Consider the following 12,363-nt stretch of genomic DNA (forward strand, 5'->3'; position numbering starts at 1 on the left):
CCCAGGCGCCTTCGACGAGCGCCCGCCGAGCCCGGCGGTTGCCCGCCAGCGTGAGGCCGCCTCGCTTGACGCTGTCGCCTGTCGAGCGCTCCGACGGAACCAAGCCGAGAAAGGCCATCAATTGGCGTGGATTGTCAAAGCGCCTGACGTCGCCGATTTCGACGGCGAAAATGACCGCGACGATCAAGGAAACTCCGCGCAGAGCTTGATAGGCCGCCACGAACGGCGCCATCGACCAGACCGGGACGAGTTCCTCGATGTGGCGTTCAAATCTGGCGAGACGGTCGGTTGCGTCGCGTACCGCATCGACCAAATCCTGAAAGACAATCTGTTGGGCTGGATGGTCGAACTTTTGCTCAGCCAGCCACCGCAAGCAGGCTGCGCTTCCCTGCCGGCGGCCCTTGAAGATCCGCCCGTGTCGCAAAAGGAAAGACTGCAACTGCTGGCGTTTCTTGCGTAAATCCTCACTCGCGGCTTCGCGGGCTCGCACAAGATCTCGCATCGCCTCATGCACATCGTCGGGGACCCAAAGCCGCCGTCGTCTTCGGACGCGCCGGGACCGACCGCAATCTATTGCGGCAATCTCGGCTCGGGCATTCTGTTCCCTCGCGCAACGCCCGGTCCATGCGACGAATTCGTCGATCTCGAAATCACCGGCCCATGCTCAGACGACGAGCTTGCCCTGATCCAGCGCCTCGCCCAGGCCGATTGCCCGCGCCTCCTGGTCGCGCCGGCGTGGCGCCGAAATCTCGGCAATGCCTCGAAAAACCTGGAGGCGGCATAGGAAAAAGAAAAGAGAAATCCAGCACGGGCGGCGCGTCCGCCGCAAAGGGTGGGTTCGTCCGGCCGCTGACGCTGGGCCGTCCGAATCCCGGCGCAAGCGCCGCCTTTGCCCCGCCCGCGCCTCCGCGCTCCCGCGACTTTGTTTCGGAGAAGACTACCGAAACAAAAAACCACAGGAGCGAGAAAATGGAATTGAGAATCGTCGATCCAAAAACCCTGGAATTCAAGGACACCAAGGATCCCCGCACAATCGCCGCCGACAAAACGTCCGACGACGCCCTCAAGGCCAGCGCCAAGGCCATCGGCATCATCGAGCCGCCGCTGTTTTCCGAGGCTGAAGACGGATCGCTGACGATCATCACCGGCCGCCGCCGCCTGCGCACCGCGATCGCCAACAAGGTCAAAGAATTCGCGATCCTGGTCAAACCCGCCGATCCGCTCGACAACATGCGCGCCGTCGCGGAAAACGTCATCCGGGCGCCGATGTCGCCGGTCGATCTGTGGCGCGCCATCGAATCCCTCGCTTCCGAAAACTGGACCGAGGAAGCCATTGCGAAAAGCCTCGCCATCCCGGTCCGCCAGGTCAAGCAATTGCGCCTGCTCGCCAAGGTGCTCCCGGAAATTCTGGAGCGCATCGGCCAGGGCGACATGCCCCAGATCCATTTCCTGCGCACCATCGCGTCCGCGCCGCTTTCCGAACAAGCCGAGGCCTGGGAGGCGAACAAGCCGAAGAAAAAGGACGGCGTCTCCTGGCACGCCATCGCCAACGCGCTGTCCCGCCGCCAGATGTTCGCGCGCGACGCCAAATTCGGCGCAACGGAACAGCAAGCCTTCGGGATCGCCTGGAGCGAGGACCTGTTCGCGCCGGCCAAGGAAGATTCCCGCTACACGACGGACACCGATGCGTTCCTCGCCGCGCAACGCGCGTGGCTTGAAGCCAATCTGGGCGAAAACGGAACGATCATCGAACTCGAACAATACGGCAACCCGAAACTGCCCAAAGGCGCCGAACGCATCTGGTCGACACCAACGGCCGATGACCGCATCGGCTACTACATCGACACGCACTCGGGCGCCATCAAATCCATCGCCTACCGAATAGCGAAAAAGGCCTCTGCCAGCGTCGGCGGCCACGCCACCGAGGACGGCGAAGACGTGGTTCAGCCGAAGACGCGCCCCGACATAACCGGGAAGGGCATGGAAATAATCGGCGAAATGCGGACCGAGGCGCTGCATAAGGCGCTGTCTCGCCCCGATCTCGGCGACCAGACCCTGATCGCCTTGCTGATCCTCGCGCTCGCCGCCGACAATGTGACGGTTCGCACCGGCAACACCACGCCGATGCGCACTCTAGTTTCGAAGATCGTCGAAGGCGGCAAGATCACGGCCGACACCGACCTGATCCGCGCGATCGCCGTCCAGGCATTGCAGGCCACGCTCAGCTGCCAGTTGAAATACAACGGATCGGGCGCGGCGGCGCGCATCGCCGGCGATGCGATCGGCGCCGACGCCGAACTGCCGACCATGGCCACAGAAGACTTCTTGCCGTCGCTGTCGCGCGCCGCGTTGGAAAAGCTCGGTTCGAGCATGGGCGTCCTGCCGCGCGGCAAGGTCAAGGACACTCGCGCCGCCGTCATCGAGCAGGCGCGCGAAACCCGCGTCGTCCTTCCTGAAGCCCAATTCGCCCTCAGCGAAGAGGAAGCCGCGAGATTCTCGCGCGACTACTACCAGTATTCGGCAGAAGTGGATGAGGGCGACGGCGAGGACGAAGAACTCTCGGAATCCGGCAAATTGACAGAGGATTCGCAAGACGAGCCCGACGATTCCTCCGCGCCTGATTCCGACAACGAAGATGAAGATCACGCCGCAGCGGCGTGACGTCCCCAAGACAGTGTGGCGCGCCGCCGCCACACTGATCGGGCCTCCCAACACCCATCCTTTGACATCCCCGCACGCGCCGGCTTCGCCGCGCGCGCATCCTCCTAGAGAAATCCATGACTCACATCGCTTTCGCCAATCGCGCCGGCGTCATCGGGTTTGGCCGCCGATGCCCTGCGGGCGCGCTGCCCATCGCGCAACATGACGACCGCGACCTCCTGAAATCCAAGGTCTCTGTCGTCGCCCTCCTGGCGCACGACAACAAAACCCTGCTCGTTCCCGGCGTTCCCGAAGCCGAAGACGGCGATCAGGCGCTCAGCGCCCTGACGAAATTCGCCGAGAGGATTCGCTCGCGATTGCGGGAGGCCTCGGCATGAACATCGATCCGATCAAACAGCGCCTCGCCGCGCGCAAATTGGTCGCCGACCGGCTCGCGACCGATCTGATCATGGACTGCGAACGCGCCGCCTCCGGTCGCAACAGCGGGCGCGTCAATCCGGCGCAATGGAACGGAACGGATTGGCGGCGATACGTTCACGCCGCCGCCCATTCTCCGGCCGCCCTCCACCTTCCCGCGCTCTACGCCTCGATCGGCGAGATCGAGACCACGCTCGTTCACGGCTGACCGCCGGAACAATTGCCGCAGGGCCGAGCCACGCGCTCATGCGCCGGCGCCCGCGTGGCTGTTTCCGTCCCGAAGAAAGGAGACCAAACCCATGATCGAAACAGACGAAGCCATTTGCGCCGCTCGCGTGCGTGAACTGAACGACGCGTTTCGCAAAGCCCCGCACTCACGCGGCAAAGTCTGCCTGACCCGCAGTATCGCCGCCCTGCCCCTGAGCGCTCAACTCGCGATCCTCCATCGCGTGATGAATTTCGACGCGTTCACCGAAGATAACGATCCGTATCAGGAGCACAATTTCGGAGCGATCGAATTCGACGGCGAGAAGATATTCTGGAAGATCGACTACTACGATCTCGCCTGCGAATACGGCTCTGACGATCCCTCCGATCCGGCCCAGACAACGCGCGTCATGACGATCATGCGCGCCAACGAATACTGACGCGCATTTCACCAAAACTTCCCACATTCACCCACGGAGCGCCACCATGATCGCGCAGCAAACCCCAGGCCCCTACGCCATCCATCCCGCCTTCAACCGCAGGCATGTTCTGATCATTTCCGAAGTCACCCGCGAACCGCTCGCCCAGGTTTATCACCAGGCGAACGCGCCGCTGTTCGCCGCCGCGCCGCTTTTGCTGGCTCAGCTCACATTTGCCGCCGCTCGCGTCGAGCTTGCCAACAACGAAGGCGACGCGATCCTTTCGGCCTGGTTGCCGGACGCGCGAACCGCGATCGCCAGCGCCAAGCGCGAGGTCCATTCCAGCGTGAACCTGCCCGACGTAAGACTCATCGCAAAAGAAACGCTGGTGGCGCTGAAAAAAGCCACCGCCGCCCTGGCGATCTGCGCCAACTATGCGCCTGAAGAACAAAAGGCCACGATCCTCAGTTGGTTCGACGCAGCGCGGGCGCAAATCAGAAAAGCGGAGGTCGTCGGAGCATGACCGCCCTCAGCGCCCCGACCAGTTTTGACTATTCCCGTTGGCGCCATGGCGGCTGGTACGTCGGGAACGTCCGCTATCCCTCTGGCGCATGCGGTTGTGTCAGCCGCAACTACGTCGACCGAAAATGGCGCATTGCCTGCGATCCTCGCCCCTTCGAAACGCAACCGACATTCCGAACGCGCGACGCCGCGGCGTTGGGCGAATGGCATTTGATCCAGGAGATCGCCGACGCAGGCGGCGAAGCCGCCTATCTGGCCACCCTCAAAACAAAAGGCGCGACCCATGTACAACCCGCAGCTTGAAGACGATGACACCGTCGCGTTCGACGACGCCGAGGCCAAAGCCGCTCGCGCCAGGACGTTTGACATCACGACGGCCGAGGGCGACGGCGACGGCCGCTGGTACGAAATCTTCGTGCGCAACCCGATCGACCGGGCCGCGCTCGTCGGCGCCAATCCGGAGGAATTCGAGTTTGGTCATCGCGCCGACGACCCGAGTTATGTGCTTGTCCACTACGATGCGGCGAGCGACACGCTCGATCCGTCGTTCGGCTACGAAGAAGGGTCCGACCCATATGAAACGGAGCGCGCCATCTTCGAGGAATTCAAGGAGGAGCTTCTTGCCGAAGCCCGCGAGGATGAGGGCCTCCGCACGGCCCCGGTCGCTGAAATCCTCGCAGAGGCCGATGCGGCGATCGCCCAGACCCGGCTCATCCTCGCCGAGGACAGGCGGCCACGGGCCGTCAGCGCGCGCCGCCTGCGCGTTCGCGCCCGACGCCTCCAGAATAAGATTCTGGCCTACTATCGCTAGAAACCGGCCAAGGGGAGCGTATGCGTCGCGCGCTCTAAATCAGCGGAATCCGCATTTGTGCCCTCCCAAACGGCACGCCGCTCGCCCCGGCCGCTGGATCATCCACCAGCATCAGTTCAGAAGGCCGCTCGCCGCAGTTCTGACATTTCAGCCGGGGCAACACTTCACCAAGTCGCGTCGAGGGTCCGGCCCGCTCTGAAAGCCTTGCCAGCGGCATATACGAGAGCTTGCAGCGGCATCGCGTCTGTAGCCAATAGTCATGAAGCAGGGACAACGGGGCGTCGAGAGGCGGCTTGAACATGCAGACATCTCGCATGAGAACATGACGAGAACAAGCCGGAGCGCGTCGTTGTCAACGGTCGGTTACGACGTTTTCGTCACTGACCGCCGAAGTTCGCAATGCACTCCTTCGAGGCTGAAGCTCGACAGGGGATGCTGCAAGAGCGGGCGACCGGCGGTCGGAGCGCGGGCGGCCGGGCTTTCGCCCTGGTCGCGTCGCTTGTTGACAGAAGAGGCCGGAGGCGCGTTCCCCGACCGTGGTTCACGCAGTTCACATCATTGCTTGCACTGGAACACTAAGCCGCCGTTATACGTCAGCTCACAGGAACCCGTGACATCCGGTAGCTTGAACGCCTCATTCGGTCGGCCCTTGTAACGGCACAACAGCGTCAGCGGGCGATGCGCGGCGCGCAAATTGCGCCACCCCTGGCGGATCAGCTTCTCGGGAAAGGAGCCACCCTCCTTATACTTTTCGTCGTCCGGAACCAAAAACGCCGGCGGATTGCTCCTCCCTTCAATCAAATCGATTCCGGTGACATCAGGCTTGCACAGCGACGCCGCTTCAGCCGTCTGCCCAATAAAACAGACGCCGATCACAGCAACAAAGAGTTTAGTGCGATACAACATAAAATTGGCTCCCGCTCTCATACGAATTGCTCGTTGTCCAATTAATAGTGCGATACCTGGCAGGCGCGTTCGCCCACTGATCCATAACCTGAATACCTTGAGCGTTCTGCCCAAGGTAAATCGCCGTATGGCTCTGTCCAACCGTGTTGGTGTAGGTTCCGTCAGAGCCGAATGTCGCAATGACCGTGCCCGCCGCGATGTCCGTGTTCCCCTGCACCTGCGTCCCAGGAACCCACGTTGACGTCAATCCAACGTTCGACGTCGCCTGAGCCAGCGCCACACACTGACCGGAGCCGACGGACTGACCGAGCATGCTGTCATAGCCGGACGCGACCGTCGCGCCTGACACGCCGCTTCCGTTTCCGGTGAATGATTGCGGCGTCGTACCGTCCGTTGGAATATCCACGGCGCCGGAAACCGCTCCCGTGTCGATCAACAAGCCGCTTTGCGGGTAGGTGTAAGCCGGCAGAGTTGGTTCCGGATAGGTTGGAACAACCTGCTGCGGCAAACCGCTCGGCGTCACGATCTGCGGATCCGCGCGGCTCTCAACCGCTCCCAACGCGACCAGCGCCATCGCGATCAGCGCGCCTGCTCGCCCGCTCAATCGTGCCTTGCCGGCAATGGCGCGTCGCCAAAGCCGCCTCAATGTTCTCTCTTCGCTCAAAGTGCTCTCCCAGTTTCGAGGACACTTCAAAAGAGAGCCAGCCACCGGCGCGAATTCGAACAGCGGATTGTCGATGCCGCTGAAATTTTCAGAACTCACCCGAGAATGAACGGAAACGGCAATTGCAGGGGCGGCTCAACGCGCTCCCTTCGCTTTGGCTCGACGCCATAGACCGGCCAGACGGCGCGCCAACCGCTGCGCGCGACGATTTTCTCCTTCGCCCTGACGGGCGAATTCCTCGCGCGCCAAAATCGCCGCGCGCCGCAGTCCTCCGCCAGCGTCGGCCCGCGCAAGCGCGGGTTCTGCGCCGTCCCTCGGCCGGTCTCGATCGGCGTCGCCAGGGCAGCGCGTTGAGCCGCCCTGGCGACCAGAGGAAAGAACGATCATGGAATATGAAATCAGCTACACCGGAATGGATGGTCTGGACCACACGGAAACCTATGTCGGCGACGAGATGTCCAAGAACCAACACGTCACATTCCTCGAAGAACATGGCGCCCACTGCATCAACGTTGACGAAGTCTCGGACGCGTGAGGCCAATCGTTCTGGCTGGAGCTCTCCGGCCTGGAGAAACCCGGCAAGATGCCCTTTTCTTTCAAACTATGATAGGATCGAACCATGGCAGCCCAAGTCCTGTTCAACCCCCTCCCCTATATCGACCGCCTCACGCGAGGAGGCTTTACGCCGGACCAAGCCCGCGCGCACGCCGAAGCCCTTGAAACCGCTTTCGCCGAAAGCGTCGCCACCAAACGCGACCTCATCGACGTCAAAAACGAGCTTCAGCGGGAAATTTCCGAAGTCAAAAACGAGCTTCAACAGGACATCGTCGCCGTCAAGCATGAGCTCAAACAGGAGATATCCAGCGTCAGGCAGGAACTCGCCGCTGTCAAACACGAGCTCAAGCAGGATATTGCCGGCGTCAGACAAGAAGTCGCCGCTGTCAAAAACGATGTTCTGCGGTGGACATTCGGTTTCAATCTCGTGATGCTCGGCGCAATCTTCACAATGCTGAAATTCCTGCACTGACTTGGTTGTGGAGGTGCTTGCGCATCAGGCACTGCTCGGTCCATGCTTTGCGCTGGCGCTGCGCCTCCCCCCGATTGCCCAATATCGTCGATTTCGCACCTGATCCGCGCGCCTGGCATTAGGCCCGGCTAACTTCGCAACCTGCAGCCAGGAGCCGTTGTTATCTTTCATTCTATAAACTTCATCTCGTGGTAAGCTTCAGGAAAGCTGATTACATCATCATGGCGATGGAATTAATATCTCGAAGTAACAATGCTCAGGCGGATTTCGCTTCTTATTGATCATTGATTTTACCTCGGCGGCGAGGCTGGAGGGGGAAAGATGTCCACCGTCGCATCCATTGGATCGAGCCTGAGCATTTTGTCAGGGGCGAGCGCGTCGAGCAGAGCAATGACCGCGACCGCATCGACGAAAACAACCGCAGCCTCGCAGGCGGCGGCATCAAGCAGCGTTTCGTCAACCGCGACCGCAATGGCTTCGTCGCAGGCTTTGGAAGACGAGTCGATAGATGATCAAACATATACTGCGAACGCGGGCCATCAAGGCGGCTTTAGCGTAGCTGGCGCTGCAAATACGTCAGCAACGTCTGTTGGACTTGGATCAACGTCTTACTATTCGCAGTTCATGCCGACACGCCCCGGATTTAGCGCGGACGCTCTCGCCAATGCCGTGAGCAATCCGGGACTGGAAACGATATCCAGCGGTTTGTCTTCCGCCGATTCAGCCAGCGCCGCGCGCGCGAGCCTTGACAGCAAATATGCCGCAATGGCGGCAAGCGGTCAGCCGTTCGACGTCAATAGTCCCGAAGGCAAGGATTGGTACACCGCGTTCGGAAGCCTCGACCGGAACGCGCTGAATGCGGCCATGAACAATCAGGGCGGTCTTTTCACCAAGCAGGAACAAGACATAGCCCAGTCGATCATGTCGCAGCAACAGGGCTTGGCGATGGGCCTGTATAGCGGACCTTCAAGCCAAGCGTCCAAGTTCGTTGACCCCTTCGCAGGACAAGACTCTTCCGCCCGCATGAAGGCCGGCGCGAAATGGCTCGATCAGGTCAGCAACGACGAAAAGAAGACCGTGGCCTGGGCTTTCAGCCGCGCCTCCGCGCAAACGTCCTACAAGAACAGCGGTTCGGCGGCAGCCGATTCCGAGAACCTCAACAGCGACAGCCCGCTTGTCAGCCTGATCGCATCCGCGATGAACACCATGTCGAGCGCACCGTCACGTTCCTACACAATCGGAAACGTGACCACGATTTCTGACCTGTTGGCGCAGCCGTGGTTCATGGGGTTCACATCGCAACTCAACGGAGCCATTGAGCAGACGCAAAACCTTTACAGCTGAAGGGGGGTGAGCACGGTCTGCCCAAGTTTCCAAAAGTCTTGGCTTTACGAATTTGGGGGTTTGAAATGTCCGCCGTCGCAAACTTTGGATCGAGCCTGAGTTTTTTGTTCGGGGCGAGCGCGTCGAGCAAAACGACGACCGCGACTACATCCGCAAAAACAACCACGACCTCGCAGGCGACTTCTTCAACCTCGGAAAAGTCATTCGCGCAAGTGACCCTCGACGCCAGAGCGGCGCTCGACGCCGGCTATCAAAAGCTCGGCAAGACCGCTGACTATGAGACCACTGGGGCGCAGTGGAGCGATACACTGGGGTTGAAAAGCCTTGATCGGCGCACGCTCTATGCGATTTCCAGCAATCAAGGCGGCATGTTTTCCCAGGTCGAGATGGATGCCGCCAAGATTTTCATGGAGAAGCAGGAAGGCGACGTCATAACGGCCGCCGATCCGCTGCATACCAACCCATCTGCAGCCTACAAGGCCGCGACTGACTTTCTCGACTCCGTGAGCAGTGAAGAGAAATCTTCGCTCGAATGGGCGCAGGAGCGCGGAACCGCTCAAGCAGGCTATCTCTTGACCATGAAGAACGCAGGCCGCGCGGCGGCAAATGTTGATACAGGGAATCCGATCGTCAACCTGTTCGCCAAATCCTATGCCGAATTGGCCGCGACGAAAAATGCATCCTTGGACCCGCGCAACATGCCCTCCTGGCAGCAGGCTGTCGATCTCTGGACTTTCCAAGCCGAGGAAACACCATCGATTTCGTGGACCGTTTGAGCGCCGGGAAAATGCCGCCGCCGTAAATATTGTTTCAGCATCAGCGTAACCAAAAAATAACAGCTTCGGACAAGGAGCAGATGGTAATCGGGTAGGCTAAATACAAAGCGTATGAGTATGGAATTTATCGGAGACAAACCATGCTTGTCAGCGGAAATAATTATCTGCCTACACCAGTCGGTTATAACGCAAAAACGAACGACAAAAAACTCGCGGATGAACTTCAGAAAGTCTGTGATTACGCAGCACGTGATAATCAGCTATTTGAGAATATTATCAACGATAAAGACGCTCAATCGAGAATTAAGCTGGACGATGATGGCAAATATTCTGTTGTGGAAGGTGCAGGGCGGAATTTGAGTCCGCAAGCCTCATTGACGAGGCTTCTGGTTAAACAACAGAATGGCTATCAGGAGCCAGCATCGAACACGACATTCTCCGAGGCTGACATCGCAAACTTCAGACAGCTGACTGGATATAACATTTTCCAAGCGGGTGGGATTGAAACCGTCTGCGATGACAACGGCGATCCTCCCTCGCCCGCAGACCAAGCCAAGGCTCAAGCGGCGTGGGATATGTTTGGGCTTGCAAAGCGCCAGGAAAAACAATCTGGGTCTACAGGAGACATCACCGCTTCACAGCTCATTGACGCGGCAACTTGCCTGAGAAGCCAGGTCGGCGCTAACACCGCGATCATTGACGGACTCGTAAAGTCCATCAATTCGCAAACCGGCTATTTCGGAAGCTCCCGCGCGACCCTGGATTCCGTCATGGCGAGCGGCGGCACTGTAAACGTCCTGTCCTATTTAACTTCGTCGGATATTGATCTGATCCAAAAAACGACAGGAGTATCGATAAAAGAGGGAGGCTATTACGACAGCGACGGTAAAGAAGTGGGGCTGAACTACGATAGTCAGGGAAATCTTTCGGAGCCTAATGCCGCCAAAACGATTGCTGCATTCAATCTCGCGCAGACTCTTTCTGAAATGAGAATAAGCGGCGGCCCTCAAGGCGACGCAAGCCTCAAATCTGGCCGAGCGATCACAGCAGAGGATTTGGAGACATATGTGAAATATTATGCCGCCGCGAACGCCAGCGACAAAAATGTCTACATGCCTGACATAGATGCCATCAAGCAGGCGGAAAAGACACTCAGGAATAATACATCGGCGTAAATAACGAAGCGAGAGCGGTGCGCCTGCGGATTGACGCTTATTCGACCCAATTCGACATGATGTGAGGGCTTCAATCACGCCAGCTATTGTAATGAGTTTATTGAGTTTATTGAGTTTATTGAGTTTATTGAGTTTATTGCGTTTATTCGTCGGCGCGCCACGTATGGGCGTTCGCGAGCAAGCTCGCGCCGCGCTCTCGTAAACGGAGCCCCCTCCGCTGCGCTTCGCGGTCTCCGCCCTTCGGGCTTCGATCGCATAACGCGCACACGGTCACCGACGACCTCCTTCGACGCCGACGAGGCGACGGCTTCGCCTGGCGCCGACGCCGATCTCGCCACGAGCCAACCTCCCGGGCGTCCCTTTTCTGCCAGGTCTCATGTCCGATCCATGTCGAGGAGCGCGGAAGCCCCGGAGGGCTCCCGCTGTGCCTGAAAGCTCAAAGACGATCATGCCTCTCGAAGGCGCACTGCTCGAGCGAGGCAATCTGCCTCGATCAGGCCGCGGTGGTTTCCACTGTTCCGGTTTGATCGCCTCGTAGCCAACGATCGCTTCCGAGGCGGGGCGGTCGTATTGATGCCGGGGCCATATTCAGCTTGGCGATCACCGGGATGCGGCGCGCTGTTTTCGTTCGCCCCGCCGGAAGCGCCGCGTCCTCGCCGCTTTCATCGAGGGCGCAAGGGGCCGCTCGTTCCGGTCCTCGACCTTTTGTCCAAATAACGCCAGCCGCAGCCAAACCGCCGAACCAACCAGCGCGCCGATGCGACAGCGCATGCGGTGTCGTCGCCTTCCCGTTGAGGGCCGCGCGCGTTTCCACTACGTCGACCAGGCGGGACGCGCCGAGATCCCGGTTTCGTCGTCGTCAGCGGCGAGACGTTCGAAGTCCGGCGATCGGCGTCGTCATGCCCCCGGCCTGGATCATCGTTGCTTCGGTCGTCTCAATGTAAGCCGGGCCGGACAGGCTTAGCCGAGGCGGACGAAGGGGAGCCTTTGCATTGCGATTGAAAGCCATTCGCTAGATCCCTTCATCTGGACGCCAGCAAATGGGCCGTCACCCGTGTCAAACGCAATCCCCTCGGTTTGAGTGACGCCTAGACCGGCCAGCCAGCGCGTCAACCGTGGATCGAAACGATTTTCCCCGGCCGCAAGCGGCCTCCTCGCGGAACAAAATCGCCCCGATCTCACGGTCCTCCGCAAGCGTCGGCCCGCTCAAGCGCGCGGGCCTCGCCGATTTTCCCCTTCGCCCTGCGGGCGAATTCCTCGCGAAACAAAATCGGCGAGCCCGCGATGCACGCTTGGCGGGTTCTGCGCCGGCTCTAAGCCGGTCTCTCTCGGCGTCACCGAGGGGAACGCGTTGACACAGGGTCAACGGCCCCCGGCGCCCAGAAGGATCGACGAAAATGGCTAACAATCGCAAGGCTCCCGCCCAGTCCGCCA

15 protein-coding genes and 1 pseudogene are annotated in these 12,363 nt (G+C 60.1%); 13 read left to right on the forward strand and 3 right to left on the reverse strand.

Annotated features, from left to right (window positions below):
• Window positions 1-532, reverse strand: a pseudogene (locus CCR94_RS12650) (transposase); the annotation flags it as partial.
• Here CCR94_RS12650 and CCR94_RS25085 point away from each other — a divergent pair.
• The 8 genes from CCR94_RS25085 to CCR94_RS12685 all read left to right on the forward strand — a co-directional run bounded on the left by CCR94_RS25085 (window position 509) and on the right by CCR94_RS12685 (window position 5,037).
• The gene (locus CCR94_RS25085; protein ID WP_158254742.1) at window positions 509-784 is read left to right on the forward strand and encodes a hypothetical protein; all 276 of its coding nucleotides are present in this window, start codon (window positions 509-511) and stop codon (window positions 782-784) included. The pseudogene CCR94_RS12650 and the gene CCR94_RS25085 sit on opposite strands and share 24 nt — an antisense overlap.
• A 185-nt stretch (window positions 785-969) precedes the next feature.
• A complete protein-coding gene (locus CCR94_RS12655; protein ID WP_158254743.1) occupies window positions 970-2,661 on the forward strand; it encodes a ParB N-terminal domain-containing protein in 1,692 nt (563 codons plus the stop codon).
• A gap of 116 nt (window positions 2,662-2,777) precedes the next feature.
• On the forward strand, window positions 2,778-3,038 hold the full coding sequence (locus CCR94_RS12660; RefSeq protein WP_104508216.1) for a host nuclease inhibitor protein: 261 nt from the start codon (window positions 2,778-2,780) through the stop codon (window positions 3,036-3,038).
• Complete coding sequence (locus tag CCR94_RS12665) at window positions 3,035-3,286, forward strand: hypothetical protein (RefSeq protein ID WP_104508217.1); 252 nt, start codon at window positions 3,035-3,037, stop codon at window positions 3,284-3,286. Before CCR94_RS12660 ends, CCR94_RS12665 begins: the two co-directional genes overlap by 4 nt.
• 91 nt (window positions 3,287-3,377) lie before the next feature.
• Window positions 3,378-3,725 carry a DUF3768 domain-containing protein gene (locus tag CCR94_RS12670; RefSeq protein ID WP_184421950.1) on the forward strand — a complete coding sequence of 116 codons (348 nt, stop codon included), beginning with the start codon at window positions 3,378-3,380 and terminating at the stop codon, window positions 3,723-3,725.
• 46 nt (window positions 3,726-3,771) lie between these two features.
• The gene (locus CCR94_RS12675; protein WP_104508218.1) at window positions 3,772-4,227 is read left to right on the forward strand and encodes a hypothetical protein; all 456 of its coding nucleotides are present in this window, start codon (window positions 3,772-3,774) and stop codon (window positions 4,225-4,227) included.
• Window positions 4,224-4,529, forward strand: coding sequence for a hypothetical protein (locus CCR94_RS12680; RefSeq protein ID WP_206605832.1), 306 nt, complete (start codon window positions 4,224-4,226; stop codon window positions 4,527-4,529). Before CCR94_RS12675 ends, CCR94_RS12680 begins: the two co-directional genes overlap by 4 nt.
• Entirely contained in the window at window positions 4,510-5,037 is a 528-nt protein-coding gene (locus CCR94_RS12685; RefSeq protein ID WP_104508219.1) for a hypothetical protein, read from the forward strand. Before CCR94_RS12680 ends, CCR94_RS12685 begins: the two co-directional genes overlap by 20 nt.
• A 555-nt stretch (window positions 5,038-5,592) precedes the next feature.
• Here the strand turns inward: CCR94_RS12685 and CCR94_RS12690 are convergent.
• Both CCR94_RS12690 and CCR94_RS12695 read right to left on the reverse strand, forming a co-directional pair.
• Window positions 5,593-5,943: an STY0301 family protein gene (locus CCR94_RS12690; protein ID WP_104508220.1), complete on the reverse strand. Its 351-nt coding sequence runs from the start codon at window positions 5,941-5,943 to the stop codon at window positions 5,593-5,595.
• Window positions 5,927-6,706, reverse strand: coding sequence for a BPSL0067 family protein (locus CCR94_RS12695; protein WP_244594054.1), 780 nt, complete (start codon window positions 6,704-6,706; stop codon window positions 5,927-5,929). The genes CCR94_RS12690 and CCR94_RS12695 overlap by 17 nt, the downstream gene beginning before the upstream one ends.
• 286 nt (window positions 6,707-6,992) lie before the next feature.
• Between CCR94_RS12695 and CCR94_RS25090 the strand changes: the two genes are divergently transcribed.
• The 5 genes from CCR94_RS25090 to CCR94_RS12720 all read left to right on the forward strand — a co-directional run bounded on the left by CCR94_RS25090 (window position 6,993) and on the right by CCR94_RS12720 (window position 10,929).
• On the forward strand, window positions 6,993-7,142 hold the full coding sequence (locus CCR94_RS25090; RefSeq protein ID WP_158254744.1) for a hypothetical protein: 150 nt from the start codon (window positions 6,993-6,995) through the stop codon (window positions 7,140-7,142).
• 84 nt (window positions 7,143-7,226) lie between these two features.
• Window positions 7,227-7,634, forward strand: a complete 408-nt coding sequence (locus CCR94_RS12705) for a coiled-coil domain-containing protein (protein ID WP_104508223.1) — start codon at window positions 7,227-7,229, stop codon at window positions 7,632-7,634.
• A gap of 321 nt (window positions 7,635-7,955) precedes the next feature.
• Window positions 7,956-8,978: a hypothetical protein gene (locus CCR94_RS24590; RefSeq protein WP_146089986.1), complete on the forward strand. Its 1,023-nt coding sequence runs from the start codon at window positions 7,956-7,958 to the stop codon at window positions 8,976-8,978.
• Between the two features lie 65 nt (window positions 8,979-9,043).
• Complete coding sequence (locus tag CCR94_RS12715) at window positions 9,044-9,754, forward strand: hypothetical protein (protein WP_104508225.1); 711 nt, start codon at window positions 9,044-9,046, stop codon at window positions 9,752-9,754.
• A gap of 140 nt (window positions 9,755-9,894) precedes the next feature.
• Window positions 9,895-10,929, forward strand: coding sequence for a hypothetical protein (locus CCR94_RS12720; RefSeq protein WP_146089987.1), 1,035 nt, complete (start codon window positions 9,895-9,897; stop codon window positions 10,927-10,929).
• Window positions 10,930-12,363: the final 1,434 nt, after the last annotated feature.

Source organism: Rhodoblastus sphagnicola, from assembly GCF_002937075.1.
GTDB lineage: Bacteria > Pseudomonadota > Alphaproteobacteria > Rhizobiales > Beijerinckiaceae > Rhodoblastus > Rhodoblastus sphagnicola.